Here is a 17,436-nt window from a genome sequence, read left to right as displayed (position 1 = left end):
TGGAGAGATTCCCGCGCGACTGCAACGCTCGCCTGGGGTGGCCTGGGGGCACGGCTTTGGCGCGCGGGCGATCCGCGCTAATCAGCCGGTCAGATTCCTTTTGCCGGGACACGGAACACCATGTCGGTCCGCACGCGCTTCGCCCCCTCCCCCACGGGCTACCTGCACATCGGCGGCGCGCGCACCGCGCTGTTCAACTACCTGTTCGCGCGCCGTCACGGCGGCCAGTACCTGCTGCGGATCGAGGATACGGACAAGGCGCGCAGCACGCAGGAAGCCGTGCAGCAGATCCTCGACAGCCTCGAATGGATGGGCCTCAGCCCGGATGAGCCGCCGGTGCTGCAGACCAGCCGTGAGGCCCGCCACGCCGAGGTCGCCCGCGAATTGCTCGCCGCCGGCAAAGCCTACCTCGCCTATGACACGCCGGAAGAACTGGCGGCGATGCGGGCCGAGGCGGAGGCGACCAAGCGCCCGTTCAAATATGATGGCAGCCGCTGGATCAACCTCGACCCGGCCCAGGCCCCCGCTTTGCCAGGCGCCATCCGCATCAAGGCCCCGCGCGGCGGGGAGACGGTGGTGGCGGATCTGGTGCAGGGCGAGGTACGGGTCGCCGATACCGAGCTGGATGACATGATCATCCTGCGCTCCGACGGCACGCCCACCTATCTGCACGCCGTGGTGGTGGATGACCACGACATGGAGATCACCCATGTCATCCGCGGCGACGACCACCTGACCAACACCTTTCGCCAATGCATGGTCTATGACGCGATGGGCTGGCGGCGGCCGCATTTCGCGCACATCCCGCTGATCCATGGCGCGGATGGCGCCAAGCTGTCGAAGCGCCACGGTGCCGTCGGCGCGCTGGAATTCGCCGAGCAGGGCTTCCTGCCGGAGGCGCTGTGCAACTACCTGCTGCGCCTCGGCTGGGGTCATGGCGATGAGGAGATCGTGCCGCGCGACCGCGCGATCGAGCTGTTCGACCTGAAGGATGTCGGCCGCGCCGCCTCCCGCATGGACTATGCCAAGCTGACCCACCTGAACGGCGTCTATATCCGGGCGGCCGAGGATGACCGGCTGGTGCGCGACGTGCTGATGCGCTTCGCCAAGCGGAAGATCGATTTCGGCACCGATGCCGCCGCACGCATCCGCACCCTGATGCCGGACCTGAAGGCGCGGGCGAAGACGCTGGTGGAACTGGCCGATGCCTGCATCTTCGCGGTGGCGGAGGGCGCGCCGGTGCCGGATGCCAAGGCCGCCGCCCTGCTGACGGAAGAAACCCGCGCCCGCCTGGCCGACCTGGCGCAATTCCTCGGCGATGCGCCGTGGGAGCGGGCCGATCTCGAGCAATGGCTGCGGGACTATGCCGAGGTGAAGGGCGTGAAGCTCGGCCAGGTGGCACAGCCGCTGCGCGTGGCGCTGACCGGCAGCACCCAGAGCCCGCCGATCGATGCGGTGCTGGTGGCGCTGGGCCGGGCGGAGAGTCTCTCCCGCATCCTGGCCGCGGCGGGCGACGCGGTGTGAGACCAGTTTGCGCTTGACGCAACTTCCGGGCGAAGTCTAAAAAATGCATTAACGAGCAAAAATACTCGCTCGCCCTTTGCCCGGAGTGCGTGATGCGTACCGTCTCCATGCTCAGCTACTGGCTGGTCGGCCTCGTTGGAACCGCGCTCTGGACTGGCGCCATCATCACCCTCACCTCGCTCCCCCTGCCCACCCAGCTCGCCCTGGGCGGCATGGGGCTGGTGGCCTTCATCTGGGGCCATTCCGTGCTGTTTCCGAAGGAACGCCCGGCCGCGACCGTCACCGCGCCCGGCCGGGCACCGCGGCCGGAGCCGGGCCGTGCGGGCATGCCCGCCGGCCCGCCCTCCGCCGGCCCGCCCTTCGGCAGCCCGCTCCCGGCCGGAGCACTCCGCATGCCAGTGACCCGATCGCCGCGCAATGCGGCGGGCCTGCCGCCACCGGGCGACCTGCCGCCGCTGCTGCGAACCCCGCTTGAGGAAGCCGCGCGGATGGAGGCGCACCGGTTGGCGGAGGTCGTCACCGCATCCGGCCTGGCCGGCCCGGTGCATGTGCGGCTGGAGGCTGATGGGACCGCGCTGATCGCGCCGGTGCTGCCTGAGCGCGGCGTGCGGCTGCCCGCCGACAAGCTGGTGCGGTTCGCCGCCTACGCCACGTTGCCGGATGGGCTGGTCGAGGCCGGCCGCCATGGCGGCGGCACCTGGTCCGGCGCCGACCTGCTGGCCGCCATCGATGCCCAGCTCGCGACCATCGCGCCTGCCCAGGCCGCGGAGTCGCGCACCGGCGCCAGCCGCGGCGCCCCGGCGCCGCAGATCCGGCCGGGCAACCTGGCGGCGCCGCGACTGGCGGGGTGATCGCTATCGCAACGATGGCGTTGTGCCGGAGGCGCCGAAGCGCGATAGTTGCGGCTCATTAACGTCCCACTTGATCAGGATATCGGCATGGCGACGATCGTCGGGACGGACAATGACGACGTCATCGTGCCGGACTTCATCAGCGGCGGGGTCAGCGGCACGCCGACCCCGGGGGCCGATACCATCTATGGGCTGCTCGGCAACGACACCATCGATGGCGGCGCCGGGGACGACCAGATCAGCGGCAATGCCGGCGCCGACCTGCTGCATGGCGGCGAGGGTGCCGACACCATCTTCGGCGACGAGGACAACGACACGATAACCGGCGGCCCCGGCGCCGACAGCCTGTTCGGCATGGATGGTGCCGATTCCATCGATGGCGGCACCGGCGCGGACACGATCTATGGCGGCGGCGACCAGGACACGCTGCGGGGCGGCGACGGGGATGACTACCTGGATGGCGGCACCGGCGCCGACCTGCTGTTCGGCGGCGCCGGCGACGACACACTGTTCGGCGGCGACCAGGCCGATACCATCCATGGCGATGACGGCGACGACCTCGCCTTTGGCGGCGAGGGCACGGACGAGATCTTCGGCGGCGCCGGCAGCGACACGCTGTTTGGCGGCACAGATGCCGACACGATCGACGGAGGGGCCGGGGACGACGTGCTCTACGGCGAGGCCGGGGTGGATTGGCTGATCGGCGGCGCCGGCGATGACACGCTGCATGGCGGCGATGATGGCGACAGCCTGGCCGGCGGTGACGGCGACGACGTGATCTTCGGCGGCCAGGGCCAGGACACGATTCATGGCGAAGCCGGCAATGACAGCCTCTATGGCGGCGATGACGGGGACACGCTGGATGGCGGCCCGGGGGATGACTACCTCGATGGCGGCGCCAGCGCCGACCTGCTGCGCGGCGGCGATGGCAACGACACGCTGCGCGGCGGCGATGGCGTGGATACGCTGGAGGGCGGCGACGGCGACGACAACCTCGATGGCGGCGCCAGCGCCGATATCCTGGGCGGCGGCAACGGCAACGACATCCTGATCGGCGGCATCGATGCCGATACGCTGCTCGGCCAGGCCGGCAACGACACGCTGCTGGGCGGCACCGGCTACGAACTGCTCGATGGCGGCGATGGCGACGACTACATCCGCAACGGCGCGGGTGAGGACACCATCATCGGCGGCGCCGGCATCGACCGGGTCGATTTCACCGATGCCACGGGCGCCCCGCCCGGCTCCGTCTTCGTGGTGGATCTGCCAGGCGGCATCTTCGGCACCGGCGCCTTCGCCACCGGCACCATCACCGGCGTCGAGCATGTCGGCGGCACCGGCTACGCCGACAGCATCGTCGGCAATGCCGATGACAACCAGCTTTTCGGCTTCGCCGGCTTCGACACGCTGGCGGGCATGGACGGCAATGACAGCCTTTACGCCGGGGCGGATGGCGCCAGCCTCTCAGGTGGTGAAGGTGAAGACTACCTGCATGGCGGGACCGGCCATTCCACGCTGCTCGGTGGCAATGGCAACGACATCCTGCAAGGCGGCACCGGCAACGACCTGATGCAGGGCGGCGCCGGGGATGACCTGATCATCGGCGGCCTCGGCGACGACACCATGCTGGGTGGCGAGGGCACCGATACCCTCTCCTACGCCGATGCCACGAGCGGCGTGGTGGTGGACCTCGCCGCCGGCACCGCCACCCGGGCGGGCGGCACGGATTCGATCGAGGGATTCGAGGCGGTCTTCGGCAGCGGCTTCGGGGACAGCCTGACCGGCAGCGCCACCGGTTCCCTGCTGCGCGGGCTGGCTGGCGATGACACCATCACCGGCGGCGCCGCGGGCGATACCATCGACGGTGGCACCGGCAACGATGTGCTGGTGGGGCTGGATGGCGACGACGTCATTGAAGGTGGCGCCGGCGCCGACACGCTGTGGGGCGGCGATGGCAATGACCGCCTGAGCGATTCGGACGACAACGCCACCATGTTCGGCGGCGCCGGCAACGATGTCCTCCAGGGCGGCCTTCTCATGCACGGCGAGGAGGGTGCGGACACCCTGCTCGGCAGCGGCGCGGCGACGCTGGATGGCGGCGCGGGCAACGACCTGCTGCAGGGCGGTGCCTGGCTGCATGGCGGCGATGGCGACGACATCCTGATCGGCGCCGTGGGGTCGGCGATGTTCGGCGGCATCGGCAACGACACGCTGCTGGGGGCGGCCGGCGGTGTGGCGGATGGCGAGGCCGGCGATGACTACCTGGCCGGCGGTGGCACGCTGATCGGCGGCGCCGGCGATGACACGATCCTGGGCGATGCCAGTGCCGTGCTGCTGCAAGGCGGCCTCGGCAACGACACGCTGAGCGGCCCGGCCGGCGCGCTGGAGGGCAATGACGGCGACGACATCATCACCGGCGGCACCACCCAGTCAGGCGGCCAGGGCAACGACACGCTGACCGGCGGGCCCGCCACCATCCTGATGCAGGGCGGCGATGGCGATGACGTGCTGACCGGCGGTGCCGGCGCCGCCACGCTGGAAGGCGGCGCGGGCCAGGACACGCTGACCGCGATGGGCGCGCAGGTGCTGCTCGGCGGGGATGGCGACGACTTCCTCCGCAACAGCGGCGGCGTGGCCGCGACCCTGTCCGGCGGCGCGGGCGATGACCGGCTGGAATCGGGTGCGGCCGGCGACGTGCTGTTCGGCGGGCTGGGCCATGACCTTCTGATCGCGATGACCAGCGCCGCGCTGCTGGATGGCGGCGACGGCAACGACACCATCCAGGCCAGCGGCGGCAACAACATGCTGCTCGGCGGGGCGGGCGATGACTGGCTGGAAGGCGGCGCGGGCGATGACACGCTGATCGGCGGGCCGGGTGCCGACACCATGATCGGCGGCGCCGGCAACGACATCTACTTCGTGGACAACCCCGGCGATGTGGTGATCGAGGCCGCCGGCGCCGGCACCGACCAGGTGATCTCCACCGTCAGCTTCGTGCTGTTCGACCAACTTGAGAACCTGATGCTGAGCGCCGCCGTCGATGGCGGCACGGCCGTCAACGGCTATGGCAATGCGCTGGACAACATCATCCGGGGCAACGACCTGGGCAATCTTCTGGCCGGATTCGGCGGCGCCGATACGCTGTTCGGCGGCGATGGGGCGGATACCATTCTGGGCGGCGACGGGCGGGATGAAATCTACGGCGATGACGGCGACGACTTCATCCTGGGCGAAGCCGGGGATGATGTGATCAATGGCGGCGAAGGCGCCGACAGCCTGTTCGGCATGGATGGCGACGACCTGCTGTTCGGCGGCTCCGGCGATGCGGTGGATGTGCTGGTCGGCGGCGCGGGGGATGACACGCTGGATGGCCATCTGGGCGCGGACCGCATGTATGGCGGCACCGGCAACGATCTGTATCGCGTGAGCGAACGCAACGACCTGGTGTTCGAATTCGCCGGCGAGGGCAATGACACGGTGATCGCCGATGGCGCGGCGGATGGCTACTACCTGTTCGAGCACATCGAGAACCTGGTGCTGATGAACGGCACGCCCCTCGGTGTCGGCAATGCGCTGAACAATGTCATCACCGGCGACGCCAGCGCCAACTGGCTGCTGGGTGGCGCGGGCGACGATACGCTGATCGGCGGTGGTGGGGCGGATACCATCCTGGGTGGCGATGACCGGGACGAGATCTACGGCGATGACGGCGACGACTTCATCCTGGGCGAGGCAGGGGATGATGTGATCAATGGCGGCGAAGGCGCCGACAGCCTGTTCGGCATGGATGGCGACGACATGCTGTTTGGCGGCTTCGGCGATGCGGTGGATGTGCTGGTCGGCGGCGCGGGGGATGACACGCTGGATGGCCATCTGGGCGCGGACCGCATGTATGGCGGCACCGGCAACGACCTGTATCGCGTGAGCGAACGCAACGACCTGGTGTTCGAATTCGCCGGCGAGGGCAATGACACGGTGATCGCCGATGGCGCCGCGGATGGCTACTACCTGTTCGAGCACATCGAGAACCTGGTACTGATGAACGGCACGCCCTTCGGTGTCGGCAACGCGCTGAACAATGTCATCACCGGCGATGCCAGCGCCAACTGGCTGCTGGGTGGCGCGGGCGACGATACGCTGATCGGCGGCGGCGGCACCGATGTGCTGTTCGGCGAGGCCGGGCGCGATACCTTCATCATCGATGTCGGCACCGGGCTGGTGACGATCGGTGATTTCAACCCGGCCGAGGATCTTCTGGTGCTGCGCGGCACCGGCCTCACTTCCGTGGCGGAGGTGAAGGACCGGCTGTTCGAATACGACCGCGATATGGCGCTCGACCTCGGCTATGGCGAGGTGCTGCACCTGCGTGGCGTGGATTGGGAGGCGCTGAACGAGGGCAATGTCAGCCTGGGGTGAGGCTACCCTCCCCCAGGCCAGGCTTCTCCCGGGGCTGTCCTGGAGTGTGATCGTCGAGGCGGCATCGCCGAAAGACGTGAATCACACGATAAAACAATAGGCTAGAGCCTGTCAGGCGCTTCTATCTGCGCCTGCCAGACTCTAGCCAGCCCGGAAGAAGATCAGCGTGATCAGCACGAACAGCGGCACCAGGAACAGCAGCGCCCAGCCGCAATAGGCGAAGAAGGACGGCATGCGGACGCCGTTCTCCTCGACGATCGCCTTGACCATGAAGTTGGGCGCATTGCCGATATAGGAGTTGGCCCCCATGAACACGGCGCCGCAGGAAATCGCGGCCAGTGTCAGCGCCCCCTGGGTCATCAGCATCGCTGGGTCGCCGCCGGCCAGTTCGAAGAACACGATGTAGGTCGGCGCATTGTCCAGGAAGCTGGAGAGTGCCCCGCTCATCCAGAAATACACCCACGGCAGCGGCGCGCCATCCGGCCCGGAGGTCAGCGCGACCAGCCCCGCGGCCGCGCCCTGGCTGCCGGCCTGGAGGATGGCGAGCACTGGCGCCATGCAGATGAAGATCGCCGCGAACAGCTTCGCGACTTCCAGGATCGCGCCCCAGGCGAAGCCATTCGCCTCCCGCAGCGCATTGCTGGTGAAGGCCACGGAAATGCCCGTGATGGCCAGGAACAGCAGGACGCCCAGCACCCGCTCCACCTCCATCGCCTGGCCCAGCACGTTCATGCTGCCGAGCTTGACGTAGCCCATGCCGATGACGACGCCGACGATGGCCACCACCAGCCAGACATTCAGCCAGCCCTCCAACCCCACCGCTTCCTTGGCCACCACCGGCGCCACCGGCTTTTCCCGGTTCCAGGCCAGCGTATCCAGCACCCAATAGACCGCGAGCAGGATCACGGCGGCGACGGCGAAGGGGGCGAACAGGTGTGTGGTGGGCCAGAAGAAGGACACGCCGCGCAGGAAGCCGAGATACAGCGGCGGGTCGCCCACCGGGGTCAGGCTGCCGCCGATATTGGCGACCAGGAAGATGAAGAAGACGAAGGTGTGGGTCTTGCGGGTGCGGAAGGCGTTGGCGCGCAGCACCGGGCGGATCAGCAGCATGGCCGCGCCGGTGGTGCCCATCAGGCTGGCCAGGATGGTGCCGATGGCCAGCAGCGCGGTGTTCACGGTGGGCGTGCCGACCAGGGACCCCTTCAGCAGCACGCCGCCGCCCGCCGTGTACAGCGCCAGCAGCAGGGCGATGAAGGGTACGTATTCCAGCACCATGACATGGGCGAATTCATACCACGCGGCGCCGGCGCCGAAGACCGCGGCGAAGGGCAGCAGGAACAGCGCGGCCCAGAGGGCGGCGATCTTGCCGTAATGGTGGTGCCACAGATGCCCCGCCACCAGCGGCATCAGCGCGATCGACATCAGGATGCCGACGAAGGGAATGCCCCAGGCCAGCGAAAGCGCCTCCCCCGGTACTCCCGCCGCCCATGCCGGGCCCGGCAGCATCGCTGCCAGCGCCAGGCCGGCCGCCGCCATCCGGCGCAGCGCCGTCATCCCCCCCATGCCTCGATCCCCAATCCAGCCAAGTCCCGCGGCAGCCTTAATCCCTTCGTCGCCGATCGTCACGATGCCGCGCTGCACGCCGGCCAGGGCAGGTTCTGCACCGCCTGCCCTTTCCGCGCCGCCCTGCCGGGCCTACCTTGCGCGGCTGCAAGGCGGAGATCCCACGCATGGAAATGACCGGTGAACGGCGCATCGGCGCACCTCGGGAACGGGTTTGGGAGGCATTGAACGATCCTGCGGTCCTGCAGGCCGCGATTCCAGGCTGCGAGAGCGTCGAGCGCATCGGCGACGACCAGTTCCAGGCCAAGGTGTCGATGAAGCTCGGGCCGATGTCGGCCAAGTTCGGCGGCAAGGTGACGCTGTCCAACATCGTGCCCCCGGCCTCCTACACCATTTCCGGTGAGGGCCAGGGTGGCGCCATGGGCTTCGCCAAGGGCGGTGCCGATGTGGCGCTGGATGAACTGGGGCCGTCCGACACGCTGCTGCGCTACAATGTGAAGGCGCAGGTCGGCGGCAAGATGGCGCAGCTCGGCGCGCGGCTGATCGACAGCACGGCCAAATCCATGGCCGACCAGTTCTTCGACCGTTTCGCGGCGCAGCTGCAGCCGGCCGAGCCGGACGTCGCGGCCGTTGCCGGCACGGATACCGAATACCTGGCCGAGCCGGGCGCGCCCGGGCCGATCACCCAGCATGGCGCGGATGGCATGTCTCCGGGTGGCCCGGTGCACCGCCCGAACCCGGCGCCGGCGCAGATGCCGCTGCCGCTGCGGCTGCTGACGCAGGATTTCATGGGCTTCCCGGCCCAGGTCTGGCTCGGCGGGGCGGCGATGCTTGTCGTGCTTGCGCTGATCTTCCTGACGTGAGCGTGCCCGATTCCGGCCTGCCGGCCGACGTGCCGGCCACGCAGCGGCTGCTGGCGGCGGGCGGCTATGTCGCCGACCGGCAGCTGGCCACCACCATCCACCTGGCGTTGCGGATGCACCGGCCGATCTTCCTGGAAGGGGAGCCCGGCACCGGCAAGACGGAGATCGCCAAGGTCCTGGCGGCCCAGCTGCCGCGCCGGCTGGTGCGGCTGCAATGCTATGACGGCATGGATCTGGCCTCCGCCGCCTATGAGTGGAACCACGCCCGGCAGCTCATGGCGATCCGCCTGGCGGAGGCCAGCGGCGAGGCGACGGACCGCGCGGCCCTGGAACGTGGCATCTATGACCGCCGCTTCCTGCAATCCCGCCCGCTGCTGGACGCGCTGGAAGGCGAGCCGGCCGTCCTGCTGATCGATGAGCTGGACCGCGCGGATGAGCCTTTCGAGGCGTTCCTTCTGGAAATCCTGGCCGATTTCCAGCTTTCCATCCCGGAACTCGGCGTGGTCAAGGCCGCGACGCCGCCGGTTGTCGTCATCACCAGCAACCGGACGCGGGAGGTGCATGACGCCATCCGCCGGCGCTGCCTGTATCATTGGGTGGACTACCCCGACGCCGCCCGCGAACGCGCCATCCTGAAGATCCGCGCGCCGCAGGTGGGCGATGCGCTGTCCGCCCAGGTGGTTGCCTTCGTCCAGGCGGTGCGCGGTGCGGATACCTTCAAGCCGCCGGGCGTGGCGGAGACCATCGACTGGGCCGCGGCACTTTCCGCGCTGGATGCGCGGGAACTGGAGCCGGCCCTGGTGGATGAGACGCTGGGCGCGCTGCTGAAATACCAGGACGACATCGCCAAGATCCGTGGCGCAGAGGCGGCGCGGCTGGTGGCCGAGGCGAAGCAGGCCAGCGCGGCGTGATCCCGCCGAAATCATCGCTGTCCCTGCCCCCGGTAGAACCCGGCGGTGCGCTGGCGGTCAATCTGCTCGCCTTCGGCCGGCTGCTGCGCCGCGCCGGCGTGCCGGTGGGGCCGACGGAGATGCTGGCGGGCGCCGAGGCGCTGACCGCGATCGATCTCGGGAACCGCGGCGAGGCCCATGCCGCGCTGCGCGCCACCATGGTGCACCGGCAGGAGCATTTTATCGTCTTCGACCAGGCCTTCGGCCTGTTCTGGCGCGACCCCGAAGCGGCGCGCCACGCCACCGCGATGGCGCTGATGGATGGTTTCAAGGAACAAGCGAAGCCAACCCCGGCGCAGCGCCGGCTGGCCGAGGCGATGCAGGGCGACCGCCCCAAGCCGCCGAAGCCCGTCGAGGAACCGCCCGAGGAACGCGTCGACATGACCTTCACGGTCAGCGAGCGCGAACGCCTGCAGTCGATCGATTTCGAGGCGATGTCCGCCGCCGACCTCGCCGCCGCGAAAAGGGAAATCCGCCGCCTGGTGCTGCCGCTCGATGCCCGCCCCACCCGCCGCTTCCGCCCCGATCCGCGCGGCCCGGTGACGGATCTGCGCGCCACGGTGCGCGAAAGCCTGCGCACGGGTGGCGAGATCCTGGACATCTCGCGCCGCCGCCGCGTGGTCCGCCCGCCGCCGCTGGTGGCGCTTTGCGACATCTCCGGCAGCATGGCCCGCTACGCGCAGATCCTGATCCACTTCCTGCATGCGGTGGCGAATGACCGCGACCGCGTCCACACCTTCCTGTTCGGCACCCGCCTGACCAACGTCACCCGCCCGCTGCGCCATCGCGATGCCGAGGTCGCGTTCGAGGCGGTGGCCCATGCGGTGCCCGATTGGTCGGGCGGCACCCGCATCGGCGATTCGCTGGATTTGTTCAACCGCCTCTGGTCGCGCCGGGTGCTCGGCCAGGGCGCGGTGGTGTTACTGATCACCGATGGGCTGGACCGGGAGGGGGCGCGCGGACTGTCGGAGGCGACGGACCGGCTGCAGAAATCCTGCCGAAGGCTGATCTGGCTCAACCCGCTGTTGCGTTACTCCGGCTTCCAGCCCAAATCTCAGGGGATCCGGGCGATGCTTCCGCATGTGGACGAATTCCGCCCGGTCCATAATCTGGCGAGCCTGCGCGACCTGGTCTCCGTCCTGTCGGATCCGCGCGCCGGGCGAATGAGGAGCGCGGCATGAGCGCGGAATCCGAGGACCTTCTCGCCACCGCCGCCGCCTGGAAGGCGGAGGGGGAGGATGTGGCGATCGCCACCGTGGTGGAAACCTGGGGGTCCTCCCCGCGACCGGCCGGCTCGCGCCTGGTCGTCACCGCCTCCGGCCGCATGGAGGGCAGTGTCTCCGGTGGCTGCATCGAGGGGGCGGTGGCCGATGTGGCGCGGCAGACCATGCAGACCGGCACGCCGCAATTGCTCGATTTCGGCATCTCGGATGATCGCGCCTGGGAAGTTGGGCTGGCCTGCGGCGGCAAGCTGAAGGTCTTTGTCGAGAAGCTCGGATGACGCCCGACCTGCTCGCCCGGTTGAACGAAGCCCGTGCCGCCAAGCGCCCGGTGGCGCTGCTGACCCGCCTGCCCGATGGCGCGCAGACGCTGTTCCCCGGAGATTCACTGCCGGACGCCCTGGCCGCCGAGGCCGCCGCCGCGCTGCGCGCCGACAAGGCCCGCAACCTGGTGCTGGATGGCGAGACCTGGTTCATCCACCCGCACAACCCGCCGCTGCGGCTGATCGTGGTGGGTGCCGTGCATATCGCGCAGGCGCTGGTGCCGATGGCCGCGACCCTCGGCTATGCCGTGACGGTGGTGGACCCGCGCCGCGCCTTCGCGACGGAGGAAAGGCTGGGCGCCGAGGTTGCAATCTCCGGCGACTGGCCGGATGAGGCGATGACGGCGCTGGCCCCCGATACCCGCACGGCGGTGGTCACGCTGACCCACGACCCGAAGCTGGACGACCCGGCGCTGGAGGTCGCACTCCGCAGCCCGGCCTTCTACATCGGCTGTCTCGGAAGTCGAAAGACGCATGCCAAGCGCCTGGAAAGACTGCGCGAGGCGGGGCTGACGGAGGCGGAGCTGGAGAAGATCCACGCGCCGGTCGGGCTCGACATCGGTGCCATCACGGCCGCGGAAATCGCGGTCTCCATCCTCGCCCAGATCGTCGCCACCCGCCGCAGAGCGGCACCTGAAACCGCCCGCGGGCCAAAGCCGGACAAGACATGAATTTCGGTCCCACTCCGCTGGATGAAGCCCGCGGCGCCGTCCTCGCCCACACCGTCCGCCTGACCGGCAAGGTGCTGAAGAAAGGCACGGTGCTGGACGAGGCGGCGATCGCCACCTTGCGGGAGGCCGGCAAGCGGGACGTCATCACCGCGCGCCTCGAAGCCGGCGACGTGCCGGAGGATGAGGCGGCGGATCGCATCGCCGATGCGCTGATGGCCCCACTCATCGCGCGGTCCCGTGCGGCCACGGGCCGGGTGAACCTGTTCGCCGAAAGCCCGGGCCTGTTCACGCTGGACGCGGCGCTGATCGAACGCATCAACGCGGTGGATGAAAGCATCACCATCGCCACCCTGGCCAACAACACCGTGGTGGACACGAAGGAGATGCTGGCCACCATCAAGATCATCCCCTTCGCCGTGCCCGGCCGGGTGCTGGCGGTGGTGGAGGCACTGGCGCGTGGCCGCAAACCAGGACAGGCGCTGGCGGTGCACCCGTTCCGTCCGCTCAGTGTCGGCCTGGTGCTGACGGAGCTGCCCGGCATCAAGGAAAGCGTCATGGAAGGCGCGGTGGAGGCGACGGAAACCCGCATCCGCGCCCTGCTCGGCACCATGCTGCCGGTGGAACGCGTGCGGCATGAGGAAGGGCCGGTGGCGGATGCGCTGGCACGGCTGAAGCGCGCGGGCGCCGAGTTGCTGCTGATCGCCGGCGCCTCCGCCGTGGTGGACCGGCGCGACATCGGCCCGGCGGCGATCGTGCGGGCCGGCGGCAGCATCGAGCATTTCGGCATGCCGGTGGACCCGGGCAATCTGATCTGCCTCGGCCGCGTGGGCGACGTACCGGCCATGGTGCTGCCCGGCTGCGCCCGCAGCCCCAAGCTGAACGGCTTCGACTGGGTGCTCGCCCGCATCTTCGCCGGCCGCAAGGTCACGGCGCGGGACATCATGGGCATGGGCGTCGGCGGCCTGCTGAAGGAGATCGAGCAGCGCCCCCTGCCCCGTGCCGAGGCGCCGCGCACCCCGCCGCTGACCAACATGCCGCGCCGCGCGCGCACGGTCTGCGCCCTGGTGCTCGCCGCCGGCCGGTCCCGCCGCATGGCGCCGCTGAACAAGCTGCTGGTGCCGGACAGCAAGGGCGTGCCGATGATCCTGCGCGTCGTGGACAATGTGCTGGCCTCCCACGCCTCACCGGTCATCGTGGTGACGGGGCATGAGCGGGAGCGGATCGAGGAAGCGCTGGCCGGGCGGCCGGTGCTGTTCGCCCATGCCGATTCCTACGCCGAGGGCCTGTCCTCCTCCCTCAAGGCCGGGCTGGCGGCGGTGCCGGCGGAGGCGGAGGGCATCATGGTCTGCCTCGGCGACATGCCGCTGGTCACCGCCGCCATGTTCGACCGGCTGATGTCCGCCTTCGACCCCGATGAAAGCCGGGCCATCGTACAGCCCACCTTCCGCGGCAAGCAGGGCAACCCGATGCTGTGGTCGCGCGAATTCCTGACCGAGATGCTGGCCATCACCGGCGATATCGGCGCCCGCCACCTGGCCGCGAAGCACGCCGACCGGTTGGTGGAGGTCGAGATGGCGAGCGACGCGGTGCTGCGGGACTTCGACACGACGGAAAGCCTGAAGGGCCTGCCCGACGCGGCGCCCCGCCGGTGAGTTCCGCCGCAGACCAGCCGATCGATGTCCGCCGGCTGATCGCGGAGGTTCCCCTGGCCGAGCATGCGCGGCGCGCCGATGCCTCCCATGACGACCTGACGCCGGAGCATTGGAGCTTCCGCAAGCCCTTCGCGCCGCTCGACAAGGCCGGGCCAAACCTGATGCGGCTGGGCGCGATGCTGGAAGCGGCGGACCTCTCGCCCGGATTGCGGGTGCTGGAATTCGGCTGCGGTGTCGCCTGGCTGGGGCGGGAACTGGCGCAGGCGGGCTGCCGTGTGGTGGCCACGGATATCGCGCCCAAGGCGCTGGCGGCGGCGGCGGCGCATGATGCGCGCTACCATCCGGACCTCGCCGGCAAGCTGCGCTATGCGCCATATGACGGGATTCGGCTGGCGGTGGCGAATGCCAGCCAGGACCGCATCCTGTGCCACGAGGCTTTCCACCATGTACCGGACCAGGCGGCGGTCCTCGCCGAATTCGCCCGCGTGCTGGCACCCGATGGCAGCGCCATCTTCATGGAACCCGGCCCGCGCCATTCCGGCGCCTCCTCCTCCCAGGCCGAGATGCGCCGGCATGGCGTGATCGAGAACGACATCCAGGTGCAGGCGATCTGGGACGCGGCCCAGGCGCAGGGCTTCGTGCGGATGGAGGTCGGCCTGTTCACCGTGCGGCCGCGCATGCTGCCGGTGGCCGAATTCCAGGCGCTGTATATGCATGAGTTCGAGCGCGGCCCGCCGCCGCCGCACCCCGCCGCGGATACCTATCGCGCCCTGGCGCGACCGGTGCTGGAAGGCTTCCGGATGTTCGTGCTGCATCGCGGCGCCACCCCCGCCGCCGCCGCCGGCCCGGATAGCCGCCAGCGGGAGGGGCTGCTGGCCAGGATCCAGGTCCTTTCGCTGCGGCGGGATGCGACAGGGCTGGATTTGTCGCTGCGGGTGGAGAATCAGGGCAGCGCCGGGTGGCTGCCCTCCGGCGCGCAGCGCGGTGCGGTCAATCTCGGCCTGTTGCTGCTGAAGCCGGATGGCACGCTGGCCAACCGCAACTGGCACCGCCACCAGTTCCTCAAGGCGCCGCTGCCGCCCGGCGCGGCGGTGGAGACGCGGCTGCGGATCGCCCTGCCCGAAGGCGCCGCGCTGTCGCTGGACCTGGTGGCGGAGCATGTGCGCTGGTTTGGCGAGCCGGGGCTCGGCCAGCGCCTCACCCTGCCGGGCTGACCCGCGCGAAAGCCAGCAGATCCGCCGCCAGCCGCGCCGGATCGCTGGCGATCAGCCCATGCGGCGCGCCCGGATAGACCAGCAGCCTGGCGCCTGGCACCAGCGCCACCGTAGCGCGGCCTGTCGGGTTGATCGGGCAGGTCGCATCCGCATCGCCCTGGATGACCAGCACGGGCAGGTCCAGCCGTCGCAGTTCCTCGCGGAAATCGGTCTCGGCCAGGCTGCGATGAAAACCCAGCAGGAAGGGAAGGCTGGCCTGGCGGGCGAGGCTGCAAATCCAGTCCAGCATGGTCTCCGAGGCGTTCGGCCCGCCGAAATCCCGCGCATTCCGTGCCAGCCAGAGCGGGAAATCCCGCTCCAGCTCCGCCCGCAACGCCTGCAGCGCCTCGGCCGGGATGCCCTGCGGATTATCCGGGCGATGGGCCAGCAGCGGCGTGGCCGGGCCGAGCAAAGCCAGCCGCGCCACGCGGCCACGGCCATGGCGGGTCAGGTAGCGCACCGCCTCCCCGGCCGCACCGGACATGGCGACCAGCGTGACGCCGCGCAGGTCGCGTGCCGCCAGCACATCCGCCAGATCATCGGCCAGGGTGTCGTAGTCCCAGCCGCGGCCCGGGTCGTCGGACCGGCCATGGCCGCGCCGGTCATAGGCCACGGCCCGCAGGCCAGCCGTGACCATGGCCTGCATCTGCGGGAACCAGCTGTCGCTCGGCAGCGACCAGCTGGCCAGGAACAGGACAGGCGGGCCCTGGCCGATGTCGCGGTGGAACAGGGCAACGCCATCGCGGGTACGGATCATGCCGCCACCGCCGCCCGGCGCAACGCCAGGATCTGCAGCGCGGTGAAGCCCGCGGCGATGGCGGCCTGCGCCAGGATGAAGCCCGCCCCGAGCTGGCGCGGCGCCAGGCCGAAGGCGCCGGCGGCCAGCAGCAGGCTGTCCAGCACCCACAGCGTGTTCAGCCCGATGATCGCAAGCACGGCGCCCCGGGACGGGCTCGCGCGGCTGCCGGTGAAGGCCAGGAAGGCCGCCCAGGGCAGCAGGGCCAGCCCGGCGCCGCGCAGCAGCGCCTCCGGCAGGCCGAGCGGCACCGCCAGCGCTGCGGCACCGGCGGCCAGGAACAGGCCGGAGACGGCGCAGGCCGCGGCATCACCAAGCAGCGCCAGTTTCAGCAGGGGAGTATTTCGCATCGGGGTCCTCCTTCTGGTTCCGATGGCCGCAGCCAACACCCGCCCGCCGCCGCCGCGCGATAACCTCGGAGGTCATGGGAAGCGGGCGCAGCCCGGCGCTAGGATGCCGCCATGTCCACGCCCCATCCGCCGATCGGCCTTTTGCTGCGCGAATGGCGCCAGCGCCGGCGCCGCAGCCAGTTGGACCTCGCATTGGATGCGGAGGTCTCGACCCGCCATCTCAGCTACGTCGAATCCGGCCGCGCCAGCCCGAGCCGGGAGATGGTGCTGCGGCTTGCCACGCAGCTCGATGTGCCGCTGCGCGCCCGCAACACGCTGCTGCTGGCGGCGGGATATGCCCCTGCCTATCGCGAGGATGTGGCGATGGGCGGGATGCGGGAGGCGGTGCAGATGATCCTGGATGCGCAGGCGCCGAACCCGGCCCTGGCAGTGGACCGGCACTGGCACCTGGTGGCGGCAAATGCGGTTCTGCCGAAATTATTGAAGGGTATCGGTGATCCTGCCCTGCTGGCCCCGCCGGCGAATGTGCTGCGGCTCAGCCTGCACCCGGCCGGGCTGGCGCCGCGCATCGGCAATTTCGCCGAATGGCGCGCGCATGTTCTGGAACGGCTGCACCGGCAGGTGGAGGCCAGCGGCGATGGGGTGCTGGCCGCCCTGCTGACGGAGTTGCGCGCACTGACCGCGCCGCCCATGGCCGCGCCCTCCAGCCCGGCGCTGATCCCCGGCGGCCTGGTGGTGCCGCTATTGCTGGACAGCCCGGCTGGGCGGCTCGCCCTGCTGTCCACCACCGCCGTCTTCGGGACGCCAGTGGAGGTGACACTGTCGGAACTGGCGATCGAAGCCTTCTATCCTGCTGATCCGGAGACGGCGGCGCGGCTGCGCCAGTTATCCTAGATGTTTGGTCCCAGGCTTTGATGGTGCATTCTTGTCGCCTGGATGGAGGGATGCGCTATGGGCCAAGTTCTCCATGGGAGCGCCACCACGACAGAGGCGGTCCGTCGAGC

The 17,436-nt window shown here is 69.9% G+C and carries 14 protein-coding genes; 11 read left to right on the top strand and 3 right to left on the bottom strand.

What is annotated here, in order from left to right:
- Nucleotides 1–120: 120 nt before the first annotated feature.
- The 3 genes from gltX to Q8S40_RS24845 all read left to right on the top strand — a co-directional run bounded on the left by gltX (nucleotide 121) and on the right by Q8S40_RS24845 (nucleotide 6,791).
- Nucleotides 121–1,524 carry a glutamate--tRNA ligase gene (gene gltX, locus Q8S40_RS24855; protein ID WP_305672558.1) on the top strand — a complete coding sequence of 468 codons (1,404 nt, stop codon included), beginning with the start codon at nucleotides 121–123 and terminating at the stop codon, nucleotides 1,522–1,524.
- A gap of 92 nt (nucleotides 1,525–1,616) precedes the next feature.
- Nucleotides 1,617–2,375 (top strand): hypothetical protein, encoded by a 759-nt coding sequence (locus Q8S40_RS24850; protein ID WP_305672557.1) that lies wholly within the window; start codon nucleotides 1,617–1,619, stop codon nucleotides 2,373–2,375.
- 87 nt (nucleotides 2,376–2,462) lie between these two features.
- The gene (locus Q8S40_RS24845) at nucleotides 2,463–6,791 is read left to right on the top strand and encodes a calcium-binding protein (protein ID WP_305672556.1); all 4,329 of its coding nucleotides are present in this window, start codon (nucleotides 2,463–2,465) and stop codon (nucleotides 6,789–6,791) included.
- Between the two features lie 141 nt (nucleotides 6,792–6,932).
- On the opposite strand, the gene Q8S40_RS24840 is transcribed toward Q8S40_RS24845, so the two are convergent.
- Entirely contained in the window at nucleotides 6,933–8,345 is a 1,413-nt protein-coding gene (locus tag Q8S40_RS24840; RefSeq protein ID WP_305672555.1) for a sodium:proton antiporter, read from the bottom strand.
- A 176-nt stretch (nucleotides 8,346–8,521) separates the two neighbouring features.
- Here Q8S40_RS24840 and Q8S40_RS24835 point away from each other — a divergent pair, with 176 nt between their 5' ends.
- The 7 genes from Q8S40_RS24835 to Q8S40_RS24805 are packed head-to-tail and all read left to right on the top strand — an operon-like array spanning nucleotide 8,522 to nucleotide 15,247.
- Nucleotides 8,522–9,217, top strand: coding sequence for a CoxG family protein (locus Q8S40_RS24835; RefSeq protein ID WP_304807646.1), 696 nt, complete (start codon nucleotides 8,522–8,524; stop codon nucleotides 9,215–9,217).
- Between the two features lie 2 nt (nucleotides 9,218–9,219).
- Nucleotides 9,220–10,128 carry a MoxR family ATPase gene (locus Q8S40_RS24830; protein ID WP_305672589.1) on the top strand — a complete coding sequence of 303 codons (909 nt, stop codon included), beginning with the start codon at nucleotides 9,220–9,222 and terminating at the stop codon, nucleotides 10,126–10,128.
- Nucleotides 10,125–11,348 carry a VWA domain-containing protein gene (locus Q8S40_RS24825; protein WP_305672554.1) on the top strand — a complete coding sequence of 408 codons (1,224 nt, stop codon included), beginning with the start codon at nucleotides 10,125–10,127 and terminating at the stop codon, nucleotides 11,346–11,348. The genes Q8S40_RS24830 and Q8S40_RS24825 overlap by 4 nt, the downstream gene beginning before the upstream one ends.
- Nucleotides 11,345–11,668, top strand: a complete 324-nt coding sequence (locus tag Q8S40_RS24820) for an XdhC family protein (RefSeq protein ID WP_304807644.1) — start codon at nucleotides 11,345–11,347, stop codon at nucleotides 11,666–11,668. The genes Q8S40_RS24825 and Q8S40_RS24820 overlap by 4 nt, the downstream gene beginning before the upstream one ends.
- Entirely contained in the window at nucleotides 11,665–12,381 is a 717-nt protein-coding gene (locus Q8S40_RS24815) for an XdhC family protein (RefSeq protein ID WP_304807642.1), read from the top strand. The genes Q8S40_RS24820 and Q8S40_RS24815 overlap by 4 nt, the downstream gene beginning before the upstream one ends.
- Entirely contained in the window at nucleotides 12,378–14,033 is a 1,656-nt protein-coding gene (locus Q8S40_RS24810) for a molybdopterin-binding/glycosyltransferase family 2 protein (RefSeq protein ID WP_305672553.1), read from the top strand. Before Q8S40_RS24815 ends, Q8S40_RS24810 begins: the two co-directional genes overlap by 4 nt.
- A complete protein-coding gene (locus tag Q8S40_RS24805; RefSeq protein WP_305672552.1) occupies nucleotides 14,030–15,247 on the top strand; it encodes a class I SAM-dependent methyltransferase in 1,218 nt (405 codons plus the stop codon). Before Q8S40_RS24810 ends, Q8S40_RS24805 begins: the two co-directional genes overlap by 4 nt.
- On the opposite strand, the gene Q8S40_RS24800 is transcribed toward Q8S40_RS24805, so the two are convergent.
- Together Q8S40_RS24800 and Q8S40_RS24795 are read right to left on the bottom strand one after the other, a co-directional pair.
- Entirely contained in the window at nucleotides 15,231–16,043 is an 813-nt protein-coding gene (locus Q8S40_RS24800) for an alpha/beta fold hydrolase (protein WP_305672551.1), read from the bottom strand. The two genes, Q8S40_RS24805 and Q8S40_RS24800, sit on opposite strands and share 17 nt — an antisense overlap.
- Nucleotides 16,040–16,432 carry a hypothetical protein gene (locus Q8S40_RS24795; RefSeq protein ID WP_305672550.1) on the bottom strand — a complete coding sequence of 131 codons (393 nt, stop codon included), beginning with the start codon at nucleotides 16,430–16,432 and terminating at the stop codon, nucleotides 16,040–16,042. Before Q8S40_RS24795 ends, Q8S40_RS24800 begins: the two co-directional genes overlap by 4 nt.
- Nucleotides 16,433–16,543: 111 nt before the next feature.
- On the opposite strand from Q8S40_RS24795, the gene Q8S40_RS24790 reads away from it, so the two are divergent.
- Entirely contained in the window at nucleotides 16,544–17,326 is a 783-nt protein-coding gene (locus Q8S40_RS24790; protein ID WP_305672549.1) for a helix-turn-helix domain-containing protein, read from the top strand.
- Nucleotides 17,327–17,436 lie beyond the last annotated feature (110 nt).

Origin of the sequence: Falsiroseomonas sp. (assembly GCF_030695085.1) — a bacterium.
Classification (GTDB): domain Bacteria; phylum Pseudomonadota; class Alphaproteobacteria; order Acetobacterales; family Acetobacteraceae; genus Falsiroseomonas.
Note: the sequence above shows the minus strand (reverse complement) of the source record. Positions and strands in the feature narration are given on the sequence as shown.

Bases quoted from the DNA above. Each gene is read 5' to 3' on its own strand.
- gltX (WP_305672558.1), top strand. From the start codon at position 121: ATGTCGGTCCGCACGCGCTTCGCCCCCTCCCCCACGGGCTACCTGCAC.
- Q8S40_RS24850 (WP_305672557.1), top strand. From the start codon at position 1,617: ATGCGTACCGTCTCCATGCTCAGCTACTGGCTGGTCGGCCTCGTTGGA.
- Q8S40_RS24845 (WP_305672556.1), top strand. From the start codon at position 2,463: ATGGCGACGATCGTCGGGACGGACAATGACGACGTCATCGTGCCGGAC.
- Q8S40_RS24840 (WP_305672555.1), bottom strand. From the start codon at position 8,345: ATGACGGCGCTGCGCCGGATGGCGGCGGCCGGCCTGGCGCTGGCAGCG.
- Q8S40_RS24835 (WP_304807646.1), top strand. From the start codon at position 8,522: ATGGAAATGACCGGTGAACGGCGCATCGGCGCACCTCGGGAACGGGTT.
- Q8S40_RS24820 (WP_304807644.1), top strand. From the start codon at position 11,345: ATGAGCGCGGAATCCGAGGACCTTCTCGCCACCGCCGCCGCCTGGAAG.
- Q8S40_RS24815 (WP_304807642.1), top strand. From the start codon at position 11,665: ATGACGCCCGACCTGCTCGCCCGGTTGAACGAAGCCCGTGCCGCCAAG.
- Q8S40_RS24810 (WP_305672553.1), top strand. From the start codon at position 12,378: ATGAATTTCGGTCCCACTCCGCTGGATGAAGCCCGCGGCGCCGTCCTC.
- Q8S40_RS24800 (WP_305672551.1), bottom strand. From the start codon at position 16,043: ATGATCCGTACCCGCGATGGCGTTGCCCTGTTCCACCGCGACATCGGC.
- Q8S40_RS24795 (WP_305672550.1), bottom strand. From the start codon at position 16,432: ATGCGAAATACTCCCCTGCTGAAACTGGCGCTGCTTGGTGATGCCGCG.
- Q8S40_RS24790 (WP_305672549.1), top strand. From the start codon at position 16,544: ATGTCCACGCCCCATCCGCCGATCGGCCTTTTGCTGCGCGAATGGCGC.